This window comes from Chthonobacter rhizosphaerae, assembly GCF_013839525.1.
GTDB lineage: Bacteria > Pseudomonadota > Alphaproteobacteria > Rhizobiales > Pleomorphomonadaceae > Chthonobacter > Chthonobacter rhizosphaerae.
Genome location: NZ_JACDIS010000006.1, coordinates 120,368 through 139,099 on the forward strand (window position 1 = coordinate 120,368; position 18,732 = coordinate 139,099).

The 18,732-nt window shown below is 70.8% G+C and carries 21 protein-coding genes; 9 read left to right on the forward strand and 12 right to left on the reverse strand.

The window, feature by feature from the left end; translation table 11 throughout:
* Window positions 1–554 precede the first annotated feature (554 nt).
* Window positions 555–1,631 (reverse strand): hydantoinase/oxoprolinase family protein, encoded by a 1,077-nt coding sequence (locus tag HND91_RS12570; protein ID WP_181706925.1) that lies wholly within the window; start codon window positions 1,629–1,631, stop codon window positions 555–557.
* Between the two features lie 34 nt (window positions 1,632–1,665).
* On the opposite strand from HND91_RS12570, the gene HND91_RS12575 reads away from it, so the two are divergent.
* Window positions 1,666–2,364, forward strand: coding sequence for a HisA/HisF-related TIM barrel protein (locus tag HND91_RS12575; RefSeq protein WP_343057333.1), 699 nt, complete (start codon window positions 1,666–1,668; stop codon window positions 2,362–2,364).
* Window positions 2,365–2,619: 255 nt separating this feature from the next.
* On the opposite strand, the gene fae is transcribed toward HND91_RS12575, so the two are convergent.
* The 7 genes from fae to HND91_RS12610 form a co-directional block, all read right to left on the reverse strand.
* Complete coding sequence (gene fae / locus HND91_RS12580; protein WP_181706926.1) at window positions 2,620–3,126, reverse strand: formaldehyde-activating enzyme; 507 nt, start codon at window positions 3,124–3,126, stop codon at window positions 2,620–2,622.
* Window positions 3,127–3,308: 182 nt separating this feature from the next.
* The gene (locus HND91_RS12585) at window positions 3,309–4,145 is read right to left on the reverse strand and encodes a triphosphoribosyl-dephospho-CoA synthase (protein ID WP_181706927.1); all 837 of its coding nucleotides are present in this window, start codon (window positions 4,143–4,145) and stop codon (window positions 3,309–3,311) included.
* A complete protein-coding gene (locus HND91_RS12590; protein WP_181706928.1) occupies window positions 4,142–5,080 on the reverse strand; it encodes a RimK family alpha-L-glutamate ligase in 939 nt (312 codons plus the stop codon). Before HND91_RS12590 ends, HND91_RS12585 begins: the two co-directional genes overlap by 4 nt.
* Entirely contained in the window at window positions 5,064–6,041 is a 978-nt protein-coding gene (mch, locus tag HND91_RS12595; RefSeq protein WP_181706929.1) for a methenyltetrahydromethanopterin cyclohydrolase, read from the reverse strand. Before mch ends, HND91_RS12590 begins: the two co-directional genes overlap by 17 nt.
* Entirely contained in the window at window positions 6,038–7,267 is a 1,230-nt protein-coding gene (locus HND91_RS12600; RefSeq protein ID WP_181706930.1) for an ATP-grasp domain-containing protein, read from the reverse strand. Before HND91_RS12600 ends, mch begins: the two co-directional genes overlap by 4 nt.
* Before the next feature lie 11 nt (window positions 7,268–7,278).
* Window positions 7,279–8,178 (reverse strand): NAD(P)-dependent methylenetetrahydromethanopterin dehydrogenase, encoded by a 900-nt coding sequence (locus tag HND91_RS12605; protein ID WP_181706931.1) that lies wholly within the window; start codon window positions 8,176–8,178, stop codon window positions 7,279–7,281.
* Between the two features lie 78 nt (window positions 8,179–8,256).
* Window positions 8,257–9,225 (reverse strand): beta-ribofuranosylaminobenzene 5'-phosphate synthase family protein, encoded by a 969-nt coding sequence (locus tag HND91_RS12610; RefSeq protein ID WP_181706932.1) that lies wholly within the window; start codon window positions 9,223–9,225, stop codon window positions 8,257–8,259.
* Window positions 9,226–9,370: 145 nt separating this feature from the next.
* Here HND91_RS12610 and HND91_RS12615 point away from each other — a divergent pair, with 145 nt between their 5' ends.
* The 5 genes from HND91_RS12615 (at window position 9,371) to HND91_RS12635 (ending at window position 14,328) form a co-directional block, all read left to right on the forward strand.
* Window positions 9,371–9,739 (forward strand): 4a-hydroxytetrahydrobiopterin dehydratase, encoded by a 369-nt coding sequence (locus HND91_RS12615; RefSeq protein ID WP_181706933.1) that lies wholly within the window; start codon window positions 9,371–9,373, stop codon window positions 9,737–9,739.
* Window positions 9,740–9,900: 161 nt separating this feature from the next.
* Entirely contained in the window at window positions 9,901–10,995 is a 1,095-nt protein-coding gene (locus HND91_RS12620; RefSeq protein WP_181706934.1) for a molybdopterin-binding domain-containing protein, read from the forward strand.
* Window positions 10,992–12,632 (forward strand): formylmethanofuran dehydrogenase subunit A, encoded by a 1,641-nt coding sequence (locus HND91_RS12625; RefSeq protein WP_181706935.1) that lies wholly within the window; start codon window positions 10,992–10,994, stop codon window positions 12,630–12,632. Before HND91_RS12620 ends, HND91_RS12625 begins: the two co-directional genes overlap by 4 nt.
* Window positions 12,620–13,525, forward strand: a complete 906-nt coding sequence (gene fhcD, locus HND91_RS12630) for a formylmethanofuran--tetrahydromethanopterin N-formyltransferase (RefSeq protein WP_181706936.1) — start codon at window positions 12,620–12,622, stop codon at window positions 13,523–13,525. The genes HND91_RS12625 and fhcD overlap by 13 nt, the downstream gene beginning before the upstream one ends.
* Complete coding sequence (locus tag HND91_RS12635) at window positions 13,525–14,328, forward strand: formylmethanofuran dehydrogenase subunit C (RefSeq protein ID WP_181706937.1); 804 nt, start codon at window positions 13,525–13,527, stop codon at window positions 14,326–14,328. Before fhcD ends, HND91_RS12635 begins: the two co-directional genes overlap by 1 nt.
* Before the next feature lie 27 nt (window positions 14,329–14,355).
* On the opposite strand, the gene recO is transcribed toward HND91_RS12635, so the two are convergent.
* The 4 genes from recO to coaD all read right to left on the reverse strand — a co-directional run bounded on the left by recO (window position 14,356) and on the right by coaD (window position 16,915).
* Window positions 14,356–15,090, reverse strand: a complete 735-nt coding sequence (gene recO / locus HND91_RS12640; protein WP_181706938.1) for a DNA repair protein RecO — start codon at window positions 15,088–15,090, stop codon at window positions 14,356–14,358.
* 202 nt (window positions 15,091–15,292) lie between these two features.
* Entirely contained in the window at window positions 15,293–15,772 is a 480-nt protein-coding gene (locus tag HND91_RS12645; protein ID WP_181706939.1) for a peptidylprolyl isomerase, read from the reverse strand.
* Between the two features lie 68 nt (window positions 15,773–15,840).
* Complete coding sequence (locus tag HND91_RS12650; protein ID WP_181706940.1) at window positions 15,841–16,377, reverse strand: peptidylprolyl isomerase; 537 nt, start codon at window positions 16,375–16,377, stop codon at window positions 15,841–15,843.
* Window positions 16,378–16,420: 43 nt separating this feature from the next.
* The gene (coaD, locus tag HND91_RS12655) at window positions 16,421–16,915 is read right to left on the reverse strand and encodes a pantetheine-phosphate adenylyltransferase (protein WP_181706941.1); all 495 of its coding nucleotides are present in this window, start codon (window positions 16,913–16,915) and stop codon (window positions 16,421–16,423) included.
* A 232-nt stretch (window positions 16,916–17,147) separates the two neighbouring features.
* On the opposite strand from coaD, the gene HND91_RS12660 reads away from it, so the two are divergent.
* From HND91_RS12660 to HND91_RS12670, 3 genes are all read left to right on the forward strand, one after another.
* Complete coding sequence (locus tag HND91_RS12660; RefSeq protein ID WP_181706942.1) at window positions 17,148–17,417, forward strand: hypothetical protein; 270 nt, start codon at window positions 17,148–17,150, stop codon at window positions 17,415–17,417.
* Window positions 17,418–17,546: 129 nt separating this feature from the next.
* Complete coding sequence (locus HND91_RS12665) at window positions 17,547–17,852, forward strand: hypothetical protein (protein WP_181706943.1); 306 nt, start codon at window positions 17,547–17,549, stop codon at window positions 17,850–17,852.
* A 628-nt stretch (window positions 17,853–18,480) separates the two neighbouring features.
* Window positions 18,481–18,669, forward strand: a complete 189-nt coding sequence (locus tag HND91_RS12670) for a hypothetical protein (RefSeq protein WP_181706944.1) — start codon at window positions 18,481–18,483, stop codon at window positions 18,667–18,669.
* Window positions 18,670–18,732 lie beyond the last annotated feature (63 nt).

Here is an 18,732-nt window from a genome sequence, read left to right on the forward strand (position 1 = left end):
ATGCGTACCAGCATCGTCAATGGGATACGGTCTTTCCTCCACCCAAGCCCACCGTGACACGCGACCCGTAAACGCCGAGTTCTCTTCTACGTCGGCCGAAGTTGCCGCATGACGTTCCGGCAGGTGCGAAAGACGCAGGACGCGCCTCCCAGCATTCCGCCAGGACGAAACCCGGACCACGTCAACGTCCCGTGCCCCGATCGTGCCACCATTGAACAGATTTTCGGCATTTCTACGGCCACGCCGGACAGTCTTCTTGAGGGCGCCGAGAACTGATCGGCTGGTGAAGAATGCGTTGCCGACGACCGAGTCGCGCGCACGCCCTTTACCGATCTTCGATGACCCGTGACGCGGATCCTGTTCCGCTTCTTCTGCCCAGACCGCCAACAAACGCATTCGACCACCTCGGATCGAACCTTCGGCTTCCTGTGCCGAGCCCCGGTTTCGATCTCACGCCCCGGGAGGGACGCTCACGCCGGAAAATGGCTGAATAGGGGCACGACCGCCGGCCCGCGGGAGGCGATCGCGAGTCGACATGAACTGTTGCTGAATCGTCACGAACCTGTCGACGTTGACGGGTCGGCGGACGCCAGGAGGGCCACGGCGACGGCCGGCGCGCACGCGCCCGCCCAGGCGCGGAGCGACGGGTCGGCGGGGTCGGCGAGCGGGACCAGGTCCTCCACGGGCGCGAGCGGCCGGCCGAGGCGGGCCGCCACGTCGGCCACCGCCGCCCGGCCGATGCCGCAGGACACCACCGGAGCGGCGTCGGGCAGCGACAGGGCGGACAGGCAGAGGAGCGCGGCGTCGTGGACCGAGCGGACCTGCGCCTCGGCGAAGGCGCGGGCGAGCGCCGTCCAGGCAGCCTCCGGCAGGTCGGCCACGTCGCGGCCGGTCATGCGCGACAGGCGCAGGCGGCTCTCCGGCACGGACTTGCCCCGGCCGTCGGCGGTGCCGTGCTGGTCGTCGCCGTCGGCGAGGCGGCCGAGCAGACGGTTCGCGTCGGCCATGGTGGCGAAGTGCTCGGCCATCAGGGTGGTCCAGCGGCCGGCCACCGGCACGCGGATCGCGACCGCCATGAGGGGGGTGCGGGTGGCGCCGGTGTAGACGAGCTCACCCGCCTCCATGCGGCCCGCGTCGGTGCGGCCGCGCGCGGCGACCCGGCCGGCGAGGACGGGAATCACGTCGGTGGTGGTGCTGCCCATGTCGACGAGGAGCGCGTCGGCGAGGCGGGCGCCGACGAGGGCGGCGGTGGCGTGCCAGTTGGCGGAGGCGATCGCGTCCACGTGGCGGGCGGCCTCCAGGGGGGACACGAAGCCGCGGTCGGCGGCGTAGATGGAGACGCCCGCAAGGCGGCGGGCGGCGACGGCGGCGAGCGCGTCCACCCCGGCGGCGCGGCTGTCGAAGAGATCGACCAGCTCGCCGGTCATGGTGGCGGGGTTGAGGGGCGCGGCGCCGAGGCGCGCGCCGATGGCGTCGAAGGCGGCCTCCAGGCGGTCCAGCCCCTGCCAGAGGGCGCAGGGCTCCTGGGCGACGGCGACCACGCGCCCGCCTTCCACGCGGGCGGCCTTCAGGTGCGCGCCGCCGATGTCCCAGCCGATCGCCGCTTGTGCCGTCGTGCCCGCGAGTGTCATCGTCCCGGTCCCTTTCCCCATCATGAATGGCACGATGGCTATGCGCGTGATCCCCGTGATCGACCTGAAGGACGGCGTCGTGGTCCGGGCGAGAGCCGGCGACCGGGCGTCCTATCGGCCGATCGTGTCGCCCCTCTGCCGGTCGGCGTCGGCGTCCGACGTGGTGGACGGCCTGTTCGGCGTCCATCCGTTCGAAGCGCTCTATATCGCGGACCTGGACGCGATCGAAGGGCGTGGCGGCAACAGGCCGCTGGCGGCGGCGCTGCTGAAGGCCCGTCCCGGGCTGGAGATCTGGCTGGACGAAGGGGCGGCGGACGCGGCGATGGCGGCGGGCGCCGCCGCGATGGGCGTGCGGCCCGTGATCGGCAGCGAGAGCCAGACCGGGCCGGAGACCCTGGCGGCGGCGGGGCCGGACGCGGTGCTCTCGCTGGACTTCCGGGACGGATTCGTGGGGCCGGAGGCCATTCTGACGACGCCGTCGGCCTGGCCGCGGGACGTGATCGTGATGACGCTGGCGCGGGTGGGCACCGACGGCGGGCCGGACGAGGCGCGGCTGTCGGCGGTGCGCGAGGCGGCCGGACCGGGCCGGCGGGTGTTCGCGGCGGGCGGGGTGCGCGGCGAGGATGATCTCGTCCGCCTGAAGGCGGCGGGAATCGCCGGGGCCCTGGTGGCCACCGCGCTCCACGACGGGCGGCTGGACGGGGCGGCGCTGGCGCGGCTCGCGGGGGCGTGAGGCCGAGGTAGGGCGCGAGGTCGGCGAAGGGCGCGAGGCCGCCGGAGGGCGCGCGCGGGGCGTGAGGCCGAGGCAGGGCGCGCGCGGCGCTTGAGGTCGACGAACGGACTCCGAGGGAGCGGCCGCCGAAATGAAAAGGGGCAGCCGAAGCCGCCCCGATCCTATCCGTCATCATCCAAAGAACTTGGCCATCAACCGCTGGAGCAGTGACCGCGGCATCGCCGGGGCAGAGGCCTGCCCAGAGTTGTCCCGGATCTAAGCGCCGAAGGGGTGCTTAGCGGAGTCCTTCTGGGCATTGACTTCAGCCGCAGTCGGCTTGCCGGCGACGGCGCGCTCGATCGAGAGCTTGGTGGCCTCGTAGTTGTACTGCTGGATCTTGGCGTCGTCATCCGCCTCCCAGTGGATGAACACGCCGACCAGGATGTACAGGTCGTCGGCTTCCTCGACCGGGATGGTGCCGTTGGCGACGCAATCCTGCACCGCCTTGGCGACGCCGTACTGGGCCGGGCCGAACATCTGGACGGCCTGCTTGGCGCCCTTGATGGTGACCTTGTTGAACAGGATCGTGTTGGGCTTGCACGGCAGGTTCGGCGCAATCACCGCGAGCAGGGTGGTGAAGCCGTCCTTGTTGTTGGACAGGGCGTTCACGAACGCGACCTCAGCGGCCGAGTTCCGCGGCCCAATAATAAGGTCGATGTGGGCGACTTCATTGCCGTCGCCGACGAGCGCCTCGCCGAGCATAACCTTGTTAATCTTCGCCATCGGTCTAACCTCCCAAAAATAAACCGAACTAACGGACGTCGCGCTCGCAACGACCGCCCCCCGTCGATCCTTGTTTCTGCGTTTGGCGAACCAAACCGGTTGGCCGGACACGAGGTGTTGCCAGACGGGAGGGAGCCTAATCCGCCCCTCCCCACGCGGCAAGGGACGGCGTATACGTATTCTCACTTATCTTCAAGGGCGCGAGCGAGGAATTCGGTTGCTACCGTAAGGTCGGCGGAGGTCCCAGGATTCACGCCGAGAACTTTCAACTCGCGGTCGTAATTCAAGAGCTGCGAAATGTCATAATTCGCAAACGCTTCGCGGTGTTCGGCGAACTTTATCCGTGTGGCTTCCGCAACTTCCGGTCCGTGCTTGCGAGTGACATGGGTGTCCGGCATGGCCGACGCATAGGCGTGGTACACCGCCAGAGTGCGACGAAGAGGGTCACCGGCCGGCTCCGATCTCCTCCAGGCGGGGAGCCCGATCGAGAAAAGATCATCAAAACAGGTGACGAATTGCAGCGCGATCCGATCGCGATCGGCCGCTTCCGCCATGGCCTGCGTCAACGTGACCAGGGGTTTGGCGGCCACGTCGTGGCTCTCGGAGCGGCCGAGTCCGCCCGGATTCGCGATCCGGATGGCTTCGAAGACCTTTTCGGCGTCCTCCACCGTGGTATTCGCGAGAATCGCATGCAGTTCCCGGCGGAGATCACCGCCCTGCCCCGCCGCCATAGCGATCGGCGCGGTGAGAAGCAGGATGCCGAGATTGGTGTTGCAGCCGACCGCCGCGACGGTCGCCCGCATGGCGCCGAGCACCCGGTCGCCGATGCGGGCGCCCCGCCAGGCGATGTAGGGCGCGGACACGGCGGCGCTCGTCTCGAAATCCGCGACGGTCATGCGGTGGCCGGGGGCGAAGTCGTGGACGTTGCCGGGCTTCGGCGCGCGCAGCTCGGCGAGGCAGGCGGCGAGGAAGGCGTCCGCGAGGCGCGGGTCGACGGCGGGTCCGGAGGGGGCGCTCACGACGAGACCAGTTGCGGGGCCGCGGGGACGAGGCCGGCGGCGGCGAGGAAGTCGGACACCACGGCGGCGGCGACGTCGCAGCCGGCGACCTTCTGGAGGCCGCGCCAGGCGGGCATGGAGTTGACCTCCAGGACCATCATGCCGCCGTCGGGCGCCTCGATGAGGTCGACGCCGGCGAAGTCGGCCCCGACGGCGGCCGCGGCGGCGAGGGCCATGCGCTCGGAGGCGGAATCGAGGCGGATCGGCTCGGGCGTGGCGCCCTGGTGGACGTTGGTGATCCAGGTGGCGCCGACCCGCACCATGGCGGCGACGATCCGGCCGCCGGACACGAAGGCGCGGATGTCCTTGAAGCGGCCGTCGCGGGCGGGGATGAAGCGCTGGAGATAATAGACGCCAAAGACGTCGTCCTCGCCGGGCAGGTCGCGGATGCGGGCGAGGAGCCTCAGGCCCTTGCCCTGGCTGCCGAACAGGGGCTTCAGGACCACCTGGTTGCCGAAGCCGATCTCGGCGGCGAGGAAATCGAGCGCGCGGCCGCGGCTCTCGGTGACGAGGGTGCGCGGCGTCGGCAGGCCGGCGCGCACCAGGGCGACGCTGGTGGCGGCCTTGTCGACGCACTTCTCGATGGCGCGGGCGCCGTTCCAGACGGTGACGCCCGCGTCCGCGAGGGCGTGGAGCACGCCGAGCCTGAGGGTGATCGCCTCGAAGCTGCCGGCGGCGATGCCGCGGACGAGCACCGCCCGCGGGAGCCGGCCGTTGAGGCCCGGGATCGCGAGCGGCTCGCGGGCGCCGACGTCGAACACCACCTGGCGGAGGGAGGACACGACCGGCTCCACGCCGGCGGCGTGGAGCGCGGACCTGACCCGCTTCAGGTGCCAGTCGGCCTGGTCGGTGAAGACGACCACGCGACCGGGGGACACATCAGGCGAACGAGGCATCGACGAGATCCGGCGCAACGGCGCCGCCGCGGAAGGACCGGCCGCTGTCGACGGCCGTCACCACCACTTCGGCGGGGGAGAAGAGCGCGCCGTCGATAGCATAGAAATCGCCGTTGAACTTCTTGAAAACCTCCGCGAACGGAGACCCGTAGTCGCGCGAGGAGCGGCTCGGCAGGTTCTTCGACAGGTTCTCCGCCTCGTCGTCCGGACCGGTGACGTAGAGGTGGACGCGGCCGCCGTAGATGATGGCGTCGTTGGTGCGGCCCATGGCGGTGACGAAGTCCGGGTGCGGCGGGCTGAGCGGCGCGACGCCGATGCCGTCGACCACCCGCTCCAGCGGGAAGTGCAGCGTGTGGACCTTGTGGAGCGCCACCTCCAGCACCCGGCCGACCACCTGGGTGGCGCCGGCGAGCGACTGGGTGGGCGCGTAGAGGAAGGTGATGCCGTCGGCGGCGACGCCGGTCGCCTCCATGACCTTGGCGACGACGCTCTCCGGCGGCGGCGAGGCCGCCTCGAGCACCAGGGCGATGCCGCTGGCATCGTCCTTGTAGCCGAGCTCCTCGTAGAGCGTCTCGACGGCGGCGGTGGCGCGGCCCGGGCCGGAGCCGAGGGCGAACCAGTTGGGATCGTCCTCGCCGCCGGCGAGCGCCCAGCCGGCATACTGGCTGCCGAGGCAGGCGGTGACCGGATCGGTGGAGCCGACCTGGATCGAGTAGGGCCAGACGCCGAGAGTGGCGATGGTCGGCACGATGGAGACCTGGCCGAGGCCGCCGAGACAGATCTCGGTCAGCCGGCGCCCGGCCTCCAGGCCGCCCGGCACGGACGCGCCGGCGTCGATCAGGCGGCAGCCGCGCGGGCCGGACGAGACCTTCACGCGTAGGCGGTCGGCGTCGGCCGCGAAGGCCTCCACCAACGGCATCACGAGAGCGCCGACGCTCGGACGGGTGGAAGCTGCGGTCATGCCTCAATTCCTCTCAGGATCTCAGTCAACGCGTCGGCTCTCCTGGTCAGGAGCCGTTCGGCAGAAACTCGGGTCGCCGCCGAGGCCGCCACGGTGGCGAGCGGCTCGCCGGCCGTCGGGCGCGATCCGGCGGCCGGCCGGTCGAGCACCCAGGCCGGCCAGGAGGCGGCGGGAACGGGGGGATAATCGGCTTCCGCGTAGACCACAAGCGTCGCGCGAATTGTCGCATCGGCGATCCGGACGGGCGGAATCGTCCCGCCGGCCGCGGTCCAGTGGGCGGCGAAGAGGGACGTCGCGGGGGGATCGCGGGGCTCCGAGCCCCCTGCCCCGTGGCCCTCGGCCGCAGGGTCCGAAGCGGCCCCGGCCGGGGCTTCGGCCCAGGGCTCGGCGGGCGCGTCGAGCACGTCGAGGGACGCGCCGGGGCGCGGGTTGATCTCCAGGAGCCACCAGGATCGGCCGTCGACCATCAGGTCGAGGCTGAGGAGGCCCTTGAGGCCGAAACGGGCGGCGAGCGCCGAGGCGGCGGCGCGGACGGCGGCGTCCACCGGCGGCGGCACGCCAACGGGGCCGAGCACGCCGGCGAAGCGGAAGGGCGCGCCCGGCGCGGGCGACGCCCACTGGTCGGTGAAGGCGACGACGGCGGCGTCGCGGCCGTCGGCGAGGACGGCGGCGGAGACGGGGCGGCCGGAGACGCGCGCCATGGCGACATGACCGGTGGGGATCGGGCCGGGTTGCGACGCCGCGGTGATGTGCGCGCCGCCGGAGCCGGCGCGGCGGCGGACGAGCCAGCGGGACGGATCGTCGCCCGCCGGCACGTCGCGGCGGACGGCCGGGTGCGGGATGCCGAGGTCGGCGCAGGTGGCGGCGAGCCCGAAGGGAGACTTGGCGGCGGCGACGGCCTCGGGCGGGCAGCCGACGAGCGGCCAGCGCGCCGCGATGGAGGCGATCAGGCGGGGGCGGTCCTCGAAGCCGGCGCCGAGCACGACGCCGGCCACCGTGAGACCGGCGGTCGCGGCCTCCAGGAGCGGCAGGAGGGCGGCGCGGCGGAAGCCGCAGCGCCAGCCGCCCGGATAGCGGTGGGCGGCGAGGGACACGGCGCGGGTGTCGTCGTCGGCGAAGAAGTCGACCGTCACGGGCGAAAAGCCGGCGCGCGCGGCCGCCTCGGCGAGCGCGCGCGCGGACAGGGCGACGATGAGGACGACGGGCCGGTCCGCCCCGCCCGTCATCCCGGCGGCGCTCATCCCTTGATGAAGGCGCGCGCCTCCTCGAAGGCGTGGCGGAAGTCCAGCGACAGGGGCTTGTCGGTGGAGATCATGCGCTTGAAGAGCAGATGCTGCGCCTGGTACTTGACGTTGCCGATGGCGAGCGCCCCGAGGGCGACACCCTTGGCGGTGCCCGGGATGGACTCGCCGTTGGCCATCACGTCCACGCCGGCGATGCCCGGGGGCGGCACGGCGTTCACGTCGGCGGCGACCAGCAGGCCGGTGACCGACTTGATCTGCTCCTCGTTGAGGATCTGCACGCCGGCCGGGCCGGCGGAGAAGATGATCTCGGCGCCGTTCGCCGCGGCGAGGTTCGCCTCCGGGGTGGAGCCGTCGGCCGGCTCCACGTCCACGCCGAAGCGGGCCTTCATGTCGGACGAGATGGCGGTGACGCGCTTGGTGCCGTCATACCCGGTAATGACCACGGACGCGCCCTCGAGCGCCGCGATGACGGCGGACGAGAAGGCCACCACGCCGGTGCCGCCGTAGATCACCACGCGCTTGCCCTTGAGGGTGGTGCCGAACTTGTCCTTCAGGAGCTTCTCGGTGCAGGCCACCATGCCGGCGGCGGTGGTGAAGGAGCCCGCCGGATCGGCGAACAGGTTCACCACGAAGGGCGGCACGAAGGACTCCTCGGCGCTCTTCATCATGTCGAGCGCCTGGATGGCGTTCTTGCCGGCGAAGAAGATGCCGGTGCGCACCGCGTCGTTCGGCGAGCGGGAGAAGATGGCGTCCTGGACCAGGCCGCGGACCTCCTCGGGAGTCACGCCCTGGTAGGTGGCCAGAACGTCGTAACCGGCGTCAGCCGCCATGTTCACGTCGAACGGGCTCATGTGCTTGAGCGGCGTGATCATGTGAAGGATGGTCTTGGCCATATATCCCCCGGATTTTCTTGACGGATCGTCGCCCCGAGTGCGGAAACGCCTATGGCGCAATAGATCCAGACATTTGATTCACTTGACGGTTTCCACCGTCGCCCCCCGGTTTCTGCCGGTTGCCACCATGAAGTTCAAGCGCTCGGCCGTGTGACAGTTCCGCACAAGATGATCCCGCAGGGCAAGGGCCTCGGCGTCGGATCCGACGAGCGCGAACCCGGTGGGGCCCCAGGAGCTCTGCCCGACGCCGGCGGCGCCGGCGGCGGCCGCGAGGGCGAGCGCCTCGGATACGGCGGCGGAGGCGAATCGGCTGCCGCCCTGGGCGGGGGCGAAATGGTCGCCGACGCTCGCCTGGATCTCGGTGAGGGCGGAGCCGACGGCGGCGAGGTCGTGCTCGGCGAGGCCGGGCAGGAGGCGCATGAGGATGACGCGGCAGAGATGGGCGGCGGCGTCGGACGGGAAGACCGGCAGGTCGCGGAAGGCGGCGACCTCCTCCGGCCCGTGGACGCCTTCGGCGGCGGTCTCCAGCATGAGGAGAAGGCGCCAGTCCTCCGGGAACGGCAGCCGGGCGATGAGCGGCGGGACCCCTCCCCCCGGCTTCCGGCCGCCGTCGACCAGGAAGCCGCCGTCGAGAAAGGCGGCGACGCCGATGCCGGACCGGGCGCCCCGGTCGAGCTCGGCGCCAAGGGCGCGCAGGTCCACCGGCACGCCGCGAAGCCTGGCGAGGCCGGCGGCCACCGCGAGGGCGAGCTGGGTGCCGGACCCGAAGCCGGCGTGGGCGGGCATGGCCTCGACGACCCTGAGGGCGACCGCGTCGGACACGCCGAGGGTCTCGGCGGCCTCCGACAGGTAGCGCGCCGCGCGGGCGGCCTCCGGGCCGTCCACCGTCAACCGGGCGGCGGGGCGGAGTTCCACGGTGAAGGCCGGCCTGTCGACGGCGAGGCCGATCGACCCGAAGGACCGGCCGAGCCCGCCGTTCATGTCGATGAGGCCGAGATGCAGGCGCGCCGGAGCCCGAACGCGTACGCCGTCCCGTCCGTCAGCCATTCCTCGTCTCTCCCTGGCGCGTTTGGCGTGGCCGAATGCACGCGACCTCCGTATCATCCCGCCGACCCGTCCGTCGACCGCCTCGACGCGGGAGGCGGCCCGGCGCTGACGAGACGGACGAACCGATACGCGCGAGGAGACGGCCATGGCGGAGAAGACCTATACGGACGCGGAAGTGACCGAGCGGCTGACGCGGGAGCTGCCGACCTGGCGGCTGGAGGACGGCTGGATCCGGCGCACCTACAAGACCGCGTCGTGGAAGAGCACGCTGATGGTGATCAACACGGTCGGCCATCTGGCGGAGGCGGCGTGGCACCATCCGGACCTGACGGCGTCCTACGCCTGGGTGGAGGTGCGGCTGACGAACCACCACGCCAAGGGCATCACCGACAAGGACTTCGCGCTGGCGAAGAAGATCGAGGAGGTGGTGATGTGGCAGCCGGGGCTGGAGGGCCAGGGCCTGGAAGGCACGCCGCAGAAGGACCTGCGCTTCGCCTACGTGAAGTACGAGTGAGCGTCCGGACCTGATGACCGGGCGGGGGCCGGCGCGGCGGTTTTCGGGGCCGTTTCGCGCCGCCTCTCCCCCGCGACAAACCATGCCACCCGGCCGCCTTGTCGCGCCGGAGCGGCGGGACCAATATGCGGCAAATCAGAATCGAGGATCGGGGGGAGCGCTTGTCCGTCCAGACGGGACAACCAGAGACCGACGCCGACGCGGCGATCGGACGTGCGGCGGCCCTCCTGGCGAAGGCCCGCCACCCGGTGATCGGCGGCCTCGGCTGCGACGTGGACGGCGTGCGCGCGGCCCTTCGGCTGGCGAACGCCATCGGGGCCAGCGTCGACCACGCCGCGACCGCCCACGAGCGGGTGGAGCTGCGGGTGCTCGCCGACAGCGGCGTCATGACCACCACCGTCTCGGAGGCCCGGCACCGGGCCGACCTGATCGTGCTCGCCGGACCCGGCGCGGTGGCCTGGGCGGATCACGCCCGGGCGCTCGCCGACGGCGGCGGGCTCTACCCGTGGCGCGGCGAGCGGGGCGTGCTGTGCCTGGCGACCGGCGGCGCGCGTCCGGCCCACGTGGCGGCGGACGGCACCGTGTCGGCGCTCGGCGACGACCTGCCGCTGCATCGGGTGCTGGGGTTGCTGCGCGCCCGGCTCGGCCAGAAGCCGATCGGGCCGCTCGCTCAGGACGGGCCGGACCGGACCGCGATCGACGCGGTTGCGCTGCAGATGAAGTCGGCCGCCTTCGGCGTAATGGTGGTGGACGCCAACGACGTGGACCACGTGACGCTGGACAGCCTTCAGGGACTGGTGAAGGACCTGAACCGGGACACCCGGTTCACGACGCTGGGCGTGCCGGCGCACCATCACGGGCGCGGCGCCAACCTCGTGTCGGCCTGGACCACCGGCGACCATCTGCCCGTCGGCCTCGGCCGGGGCTATCCGGTGCAGGACGACTGGCTGCACGACGCGGAACGGCTGGTGACGTCCGGCGAGGCGGACGCCCTCCTCTGGGTGGGCGCGCTCGGGCCGGACGTGCCGGCGTGGGCGTCGTCGGTGCCGACGGTGGCGCTGGTCCACCACGGCGCGAGCGCATCCGCCGAGGTGGTGATCGAGGTGGGCGTGCCGGGCGTGACGCACCCGGGCGTGCTGACCGATGCGGTGCGCGACGCCTTCGCCTTCGTGGACGCCAAGGCGCCCCAGCCGCTGCCGAGCGTGGCGGCGGTGATCACCGCCATCGAGGCGGCCCTTCCGGGAGGACACCCATGACGACGATCAGGCTGATGGGCGGCCGCGTCGTAGACCCCGTCTCCGGCGCGACCTCGGTGCGCGACGTCTATCTGGTGGACGGGCGCGTCGCCGCCGCGGCGCCGGTGGGCGGCGCCGTGGACGAGACCTACGACTGCACCGGCAAGATCGTGATGGCTGGCGGCGTGGACGTGCACAGCCACATCGCGGGCGGCAACGTGACCATGTCGCGCCTGCTGCTGCCGGAGCTGCACGTTTCGGAGACGGCGGGGCCGGACGGCATGCCGTTCGCCACCGCGTCGTGGTCCGGCTGGGAGACCGGCCGGCTCTACGCCGAGATGGGCTTCACGACGGTGGTGGAGCCGGCGCTCGCCCCGGCGCAGGCGCTGCAGACGCACCTGGAGCTCGCCGACATCCCGATCATCGACCGGGGCGCGCTGACGGTGGTGGGCAACGACGACCACTTCCTGTCGCTGCTGCGGGACCGGGAGAGCGAGACGGCGATCCGCGACGCGGTCGCCTACCAGCTCGCGACGTCGAAGGGCCTCGGCCTGAAGGTGATCAACGCGGGCGGGCCGGCGGCCTTCCACTCGGGGCTGCGCACGTTCGAACTCGACGACGTGGTGCCGCACTACGGGGCGAGCTCGCGCCAGATCCTGACCACGCTCCTGACGGCGGTGGACCAGATCGGCGTGCCGCATCCGCTCCACGTGCACGCGAACAACCTCGGCGTTCCGGGCGCGCCGAAGACGATCGAGGAGACGATCGCGGCGGCCGAGGGCCGGCGGATGCACTTCGCCCACATCCAGTTCTACTCCTACGGCAAGGACGCCGAGGGGATGATGACCTCCGGCGCGGAGGAGATCGCGGCGGCGCTGGCGGCGGCGCCGAACGTGACGTGCGACGTCGGCCAGGTGATGTTCGGCCCGACGGTGACCATCTCGCTCGACCTGATGAAGCAGTGGCAGGGCGCCGCCTACGCGAGCCCGAAGAAATTCTCACTGACCGACGGCGACGCGGAGGGCGGCGGCGTGGTGCCGCTGGTCTACGCGAGGAAGAACTGGATCAACCAGCTGCAGTGGGCGATCGGCCTGGAGCTGTTCCTGCTGTCGCCGGATCCGTGGCGCGTGCTGATGACGACCGACCATCCGAACGGCGGGTCGTTCACAACCTATCCACAGATCATCCACCTGTTGATGGACAGTGGAGAACGCGCCCGCTGGATCGAGCACATGCCCCAGAAGGCGCGCGAGCGCACGGCCCTGGAGGAGATGACGCGGGAGTATACGCTGGAGGAGGTGGCGATCATGACGCGCGCCGCCCCGGCGAAGATCCTCGGCATCACCGACCGCGGGCACCTGTCGGACGGCGCGGTGGCGGACGTGGCGGTCTACGACGACCTCACGGACAAGACCGCGATGTTCACGAACGCCCGCTACGTGTTCAAGGACGGCCGCCTGGTGGTGCGCGACGGCCGGGCGCTCGGCTGGATCAGCGGCCGCACGTCTATCCTGGCGCCCGACGTGGACGGCCAGATGGAGCGGCGGATGGCGGACTACATCACCGACCGGTACGGCGTCGGTCCCGCCGCCTTCGCGGTGCCCGAGCGCGCCTTCGGCGAACGCCACGTCTTCAAGGTGGAACCATGCCTGACCTGAGCCTCAACGGCGTTCGCATCGACGACACGTTCGCCGAGGCCTTCGACATGGCGGCGACCGGCGTGATCATCACGGCGCCGACCGCCAAGTGGGCGGAGATCGCCGCCAAGACCATGACGGGCTTCGCCACATCGGTGATCGCCTGCGGCTGCGAGGCGGGAATCGACAAGATCCTGTCGCCGGAGGAGACGCCGGACGGGCGGCCGGGCGTGCGCGCGCTGATCTTCGGCTTCGACGGCGCCGGGCTGGAGGTGCAGCTGCGCAACCGGGTGGGCCAGTGCGTGCTGACCTCGCCGGGATCGGCTTGCTACTCCGGCCTCGACACGGACAAGCGCCTGAAGCTCGGCGCCACGCTGCGCTTCTTCGGCGACGGGCACCAGATCTCCAAGAAGCTCGGCAAGACCCGCTACTGGCGCGTGCCGGTGATGGACGGCGAGTTCACGGTGGAGCACGACACGGGCCTGATGGAGGGCACCATCGGCGGCGGCAACGTGCTGATCCTCGGCCGCAGCTTCGACGAGGTGCTGGTGGCCGCCGAGGCGGCCGTGGAGGCGGCGAGCACGGTGGAGGGCGTGATCCTGCCCTTCCCGGGCGGCATCGTGCGCTCGGGCTCCAAGGTGGGCTCCAAGTATCCGGCCATGATCGCGTCAACCAACGACACCTTCTCGCCGGTGCTGCGGGGGAACCCGAACAGCAACCTCGACCCGGACACCGGGGCGGTGCTGGAGCTCGTGATGGACGGGCTCACCTTCGACGCCGTGAAGGAGAGCATGCGCCGGGCGGTGCACGCCGCCTGCGAGCTCGGCCCGGGCCGCGGCATCCAGCGCATCTCGGCGGGCAACTACGGCGGCAACCTCGGCCGCCATCATTTCCACCTTCGGGACCTCATCTGATGGCCGCGCTGACCTTCACGCTGAAAGCGACGCCGCCGGAGCGGCTGGACCTCTCGGCCCTGGTGCCGGCCCGGCTGACGGGCCTGTCGGCGGCGGAGATCGCGGCTCTGGCCATCGGCTCCACCCGGTCCGGCGTCACCCTCGGCGACATGTTCGACATCGCCGGCGACGACCCGACGGAGATCCGCATCACCGGCCACGAGCGGCTGGACAACGTGGGCCGGGGCCTGACGGGCGGCACGATCGCGGTGGACGGCGACGTGGGCATCTACGCCGGGCGCGCCATGAAGGCCGGCACGGTGACGGTGTCCGGCTCGGTGAAGGGTCCCTATCTCGGAACCGCCATGACGGGCGGGGCGATCCGGGTGGCCGGGGACGCCGCCGACGCGGTGGGCGGTGCGGTTCCGGGCGCGATGCACGGCCAGGCCGGCGGCCTGATCGTGGTGGGCGGCTCAGTCGGGGACTACGCGGGCGACCGCATGCGCCGGGGCGTGCTGGTGGTCAAGGGCTACGTGGGCGACGCCGCGGGCGTGCGCATGGTGGGCGGCACGATCGTCGCCCGCGCGCTCGGCACCCGGGCGGGCCTCGGCATGAAGCGGGGCACCTTGATCGGCAAGACCGTGGCGGACCTGGAGCCGACCTTCGTGCCGACGGGCACCTACGACTTCCCCTTCCTGGCGCTGCTGAGGCGCTATCTGGAGACGGAGGCGCCCGGTACGGGCGCGCTGGTGCCGCAGAAGAACCCGCGCCGCTATCGGGGCGACATGGCGGCGCTCGGCAAGGGCGAGATCATCGTCGATTGAGGGCGGCCGATCGTCCGACGATGACGATCAGGCCTTAGCGGCGGACCTCAGGCGCTCGATGAACTGGGCGCGGGCGGGCGTGAGCGGTTCGCCGCGCGGCTCGGCCACGTGCCGTTCGAGAAAGTAGCCGGTGAGCTGAAACGCGGCGACGAGGTCGGCGGCCGTGGGCGCGAGCGCCTCGCCGCCCGGGGCCAGGAAGGCCGGGAGCGGCAGCAGCCGGTCGCGGTAGGGCGCGCCGGCGGCGGCGCTGACGGCCCGGGCGCTCTTCGGGCTGACGTAGACCAGGTTCTCGGTGACGCCGGTGGCCGCGCAGGCGGCGAGATCGAGGGCGAAGCCGAGCTCCTCCAGCACCGCGAGCTCGAACCGCACCAGGAGCCGGCCGGCGTCGACCGGGTCGTTCAGGTGGTCGACCACGATGGTGGCGGCCTCGAACAGGGCCGGGTGCGGGTCCCGCTCCGGCAGGGTGCGCAGGAGCGCCGTGAGCAGCTGGATGCCGTAGACGCCGGTGGCGCTCTCGATGAGGCGCGCGGCCCGGCCGGTGACAAGCTCCGTCGTGAACATGCCGAGATGAGCGTCGAGGCGGGCGCGCCAGGTGACCAGCACCGTGTTGCCGGGCTGCAGGATGGGCGCGGTGCGCCGCGTGCGGCCGCCCTTGACGAGCCCCAGGTGCCGGCCGCGCTCGGCGGTCATCACCTCCAGGATGACGCTTCCCTCCCCGTGCGGCCGGGTGCCGAGGACGAGGGCTTCCGATGTCCATTCCATGCGACGCGACCCTGAGGTGATCAGGGGGAAGTCATAGCGGGTCGGCAGGCGCGGAGCCACCGGGGCGCAGGGGGAGGAGGAACGCGCGGGTGGTCGGGGTGCGCGGGCCTCGACGGCCATGGCGGGAGCGGTCGGGGTGCGCGGGCCCTCGACGGCCGCGGAGGGGGTGGGGTGGGCCGGTGACGGCCCTCCCCTCAAGTCGTCAGGCGGCGAGGTCGGCGGCGACCTTGACGCTGACCATCTTGTCGGGATCGCGCACGGGCTCGCCGCGCTTGATCTTGTCGACGTTCTCCATGCCCTCGATCACCTTGCCCCAGACCGTGTACTGCTTGTCCAGGAAGCGGGCATCGTCGAAGCAGATGAAGAACTGCGAGTTGGCGCTGTTCGGGTTCTGGGCGCGGGCCATGGAGGCGGTGCCGCGGACGTGGGGTTCGGCGTTGAACTCCTGCTTCAGGTCCGGGTACTTGGAACCGCCGGTGCCGGTGCCATGGGGGCAGCCGGTCTGGGCCATGAAGCCCTCGATCACGCGGTGGAAGACGACGCCGTCGTAGAAGCCCTCGCGGGCGAGCTTCTTGATGTGAGCGACGTGGTTCGGGGCGAGATCCGGGCGCATCTCGATGACGACGCGGCCTTTGGTGGTCTCGATGACCAGCGTGTTCTCCGGGTCCTTGTAGTCGGCCATGTCAGTCTCTCCTTCTTGGCGCAAGCCCCGGGCCGTCATGGCCGGGGCCTCGGGTGTTCGGATAACGCTCAGTTGGCCTCGGAGGCGAGACGGAGCGTGACGATCTTGTCGGGATTGGCCGGCGGCTCGCCCTTGTTGATCTGGTCGATCACGTCCATCCCCTCGGTGACTTCGCCCCACACCGTGTACTGGCCGTTCAGGAAGCTGCCCTCATCGAACATGATGAAGAACTGGGAATTGGCGCTGTTCGGGTCCTGGGCCCGGGCCATGCCGACCGTGCCGCGCTCGAACGGCTCCTGGGAGAACTCGGCCGGAATGTCCGGAAGATCCGAACCGCCCATGCCGGTGCCGGTCGGATCGCCGGTCTGGGCCATGAAGCCGGGGATCACCCTGTGGAAGACGATGCCGTCGTAGAACTTGTCGGCGACGAGCTTCTTGACCTGGGCCACATGCTGGGGGGCCAGATCCGGCCGGAGCGCGATGACGACGCGGCCCTTGGTGGTCTCCATGACCAGCGTGTCCTCGGGGCCGGCGGCCTCGGCCGTGACGGGCGCGAGGGCGAGCCAGAGTGCGGCGGCGGCGGCCGCGACGAGCTTTCCGAACATAGGGTCTCCTGGAATGCTTCTGAAAGGGCTTCAGGGGAACGCGTCAGCGCATATACTGCGCGCGGAGCTTTTCCGCCACGTGGGGCGGAACGAAGGCGGAGATGTCGCCGCCGAGAGCCGCGATCTGGCGCACCAGGCTGGACGCCACGTGTCGGACCTCCGCCGAGGCGCCGAGGAAGACGGTGTCGATCTCCGGCGCGAGGGCGCCGTTCATGCCGGCCATCTGCGCCTCGTAGTCGAAATCGGTGGTATTGCGCAGGCCCCGCACGATGGCGACGGCGCCGGCGGCGCGCGCCGCGTCCACCACGAGGCCGTCGAAGGTGACGATCTCGATGGGCGTGCCGGTGTCGGCCGCGATCGGATCCACGACCGCCCGCAGCATGGCGACGCGCTCCTCGGCGCTGAACAGCGCCTTCTTGGCGTGGTGCACGCCCATGGCCACCACCAGCCTGTCGAACAGACGGGCGGCGCGGCGGATGACGTCCACATGACCAAAGGTCACCGGATCGAACGAACCGGAATAGAGCGCTGTCTTCATGGCTTCTTAGTTACAGAAGCCCGGGCGCGCCGACAACGGCGTTGACGGCGGGAAGACCGCGGGCCGGAACCGGCCGGAGCGGCGCGGCGCGCGCCTGCGGGCAGAGCGTCAACCCTTTGTTAAGCTTGCCGAACCCTGTTCGGTGAAGAGACCGTTTCGATTCATATCCGAGTAACCGGCGGGCCGGAAACTGGACAGCGAGGGGCACTTCAGAAGGAAGGGACATCCGATCATGACGCGGCAGATCCAGACCAAGCTGAAGCGCATCGCTGCAGTCACCGCCGTCAGCGCGACGGCCTTGACACTGTTGATCGGCGCCACCCGATCCGAGTGGTCTATCGTCGGCAAGGACGATCGCGTCCCGTCGGTGGCCGACTGCCGTAAAGCCGAGATGAAGAGCGACGACTTCTGTTCCGGTGTGAAGCTTCCGGAAACAACGACCGAAGCCTATCAAGTGATGCCCGGCCTTTCGATCATCGAGCAAGTCGAAGCCCGGAGCTGACGCGTTACGGAACCATTCCATCCCGCCCACGTTGAAGAGAACACAAGGTCATCGCTGACCTGTGATTGGGCCGTTGAAAGTTCAATGCGTATGGTCATCGGCACAGAACCATCAATCCGGAGCGCTTCGATGCTGGACGGCGAAGGCATCGCCGAGGGGGCATTCGAAGCCAGAGGCATGAAGGGGTGGGACATCATGGCGAAGTCCTCCACGACGCTCGTGACGATGGGCTGCGCGGCTGCGGTCGCGATGGCGCTGGTTGGCGCCGCTTACGCGATCGACGCTCCGGCCCCGCGTGAGGACATCCTCATGAAGGGCGACCGGGTCGCGCCGGTGGCCGGCGGCGAGCCGAACGCGCTGACGGTCGAGGAAGTGAACCTCGACGCCGGCATCTCCAATCTTATTCGCGTGAAGGCGGAACCGGCGGTCATGTGAGGCGTTGACCTGACAGCCTGATCGACCAGATTCGCGTCCAAAGTCATCATCGAGAAGCCCGCTGCCGACCCCACGGCAGCGGGCTTCGCCGTTTCGAGGCCTGGTTCGACCCCTCGGCGGGCGGACGAGAGGTGATAGATCCGGCGTGCGGGTCGGGCTATATGACACCTCCGTGACATCCCGGATAGCCGCACGGGCCGTCTTGCGCCGACGGGCGGGCGGAACCATATGCTGCGTCGGCCGGATCTTCGAAACGGCGGAGGCGGCGTTCGGCCGTTTGCCGCAACCGGGTTGTTCGCGCCCGGCCGCGCGGATGCCTAGTCTCAACATGCCGTCGTCGACGTGTTCGCCGGCGATGGCCGCGGTGATTTGGAAGCAGCTTGCGCCGCGAAACCAAACGCTAAAGAGCGCCACGGGCCGCCGTGGCAGAGAGTTCGACCATGACGACGACGCTCCGCCTGACCCTCCGCCAGACCGCACCAACTTTCGTCGATCCGTCGAAAGCGATGCAACGAACCCTTCACCGAACGCGTTGTCGGGGGCGCCTCATCGCGCACTGACACGCATGGCTCGCCCATGGGTCCAAGGTTGAAGCCGCGTCTAAAGCGGCCGTTGTTCAGGTCTGGAAATGTTCAACAATTATCTCGTGGAAGTGAAGAACAGCCCGGTCGGAATCCTGGTCCGGGAGGGGAACGCCTACGCGTTCCACGCCCTGGAACCCGGTCTCGGCGACCTGGAGGGCACCGTCTTCAAGGATGCGTTCGCGGCCGAGCAGGCGGCGCGCAAGACCCTGGAGAACCGCCGCAAGAAGGCGTGATGACCGTGGCGCGCCCCCGCTCACGCGGGGGTGCGCGCCGACCGCCCCGCACGAGGGCGGCCG

Bases quoted from the DNA above. Each gene is read 5' to 3' on its own strand.
- HND91_RS12570 (WP_181706925.1), bottom strand. From the start codon at position 1,631: ATGACACTCGCGGGCACGACGGCACAAGCGGCGATCGGCTGGGACATC.
- HND91_RS12575 (WP_343057333.1), top strand. From the start codon at position 1,666: ATGGCTATGCGCGTGATCCCCGTGATCGACCTGAAGGACGGCGTCGTG.
- fae (WP_181706926.1), bottom strand. From the start codon at position 3,126: ATGGCGAAGATTAACAAGGTTATGCTCGGCGAGGCGCTCGTCGGCGAC.
- HND91_RS12590 (WP_181706928.1), bottom strand. From the start codon at position 5,080: ATGCCTCGTTCGCCTGATGTGTCCCCCGGTCGCGTGGTCGTCTTCACC.
- mch (WP_181706929.1), bottom strand. From the start codon at position 6,041: ATGACCGCAGCTTCCACCCGTCCGAGCGTCGGCGCTCTCGTGATGCCG.
- HND91_RS12600 (WP_181706930.1), bottom strand. From the start codon at position 7,267: ATGACGGGCGGGGCGGACCGGCCCGTCGTCCTCATCGTCGCCCTGTCC.
- HND91_RS12605 (WP_181706931.1), bottom strand. From the start codon at position 8,178: ATGGCCAAGACCATCCTTCACATGATCACGCCGCTCAAGCACATGAGC.
- HND91_RS12610 (WP_181706932.1), bottom strand. From the start codon at position 9,225: ATGGCTGACGGACGGGACGGCGTACGCGTTCGGGCTCCGGCGCGCCTG.
- HND91_RS12615 (WP_181706933.1), top strand. From the start codon at position 9,371: ATGGCGGAGAAGACCTATACGGACGCGGAAGTGACCGAGCGGCTGACG.
- HND91_RS12625 (WP_181706935.1), top strand. From the start codon at position 10,992: ATGACGACGATCAGGCTGATGGGCGGCCGCGTCGTAGACCCCGTCTCC.
- fhcD (WP_181706936.1), top strand. From the start codon at position 12,620: ATGCCTGACCTGAGCCTCAACGGCGTTCGCATCGACGACACGTTCGCC.
- HND91_RS12635 (WP_181706937.1), top strand. From the start codon at position 13,525: ATGGCCGCGCTGACCTTCACGCTGAAAGCGACGCCGCCGGAGCGGCTG.
- recO (WP_181706938.1), bottom strand. From the start codon at position 15,090: ATGGAATGGACATCGGAAGCCCTCGTCCTCGGCACCCGGCCGCACGGG.
- HND91_RS12645 (WP_181706939.1), bottom strand. From the start codon at position 15,772: ATGGCCGACTACAAGGACCCGGAGAACACGCTGGTCATCGAGACCACC.
- HND91_RS12650 (WP_181706940.1), bottom strand. From the start codon at position 16,377: ATGTTCGGAAAGCTCGTCGCGGCCGCCGCCGCCGCACTCTGGCTCGCC.
- coaD (WP_181706941.1), bottom strand. From the start codon at position 16,915: ATGAAGACAGCGCTCTATTCCGGTTCGTTCGATCCGGTGACCTTTGGT.
- HND91_RS12660 (WP_181706942.1), top strand. From the start codon at position 17,148: ATGACGCGGCAGATCCAGACCAAGCTGAAGCGCATCGCTGCAGTCACC.
- HND91_RS12665 (WP_181706943.1), top strand. From the start codon at position 17,547: ATGCTGGACGGCGAAGGCATCGCCGAGGGGGCATTCGAAGCCAGAGGC.
- HND91_RS12670 (WP_181706944.1), top strand. From the start codon at position 18,481: ATGTTCAACAATTATCTCGTGGAAGTGAAGAACAGCCCGGTCGGAATC.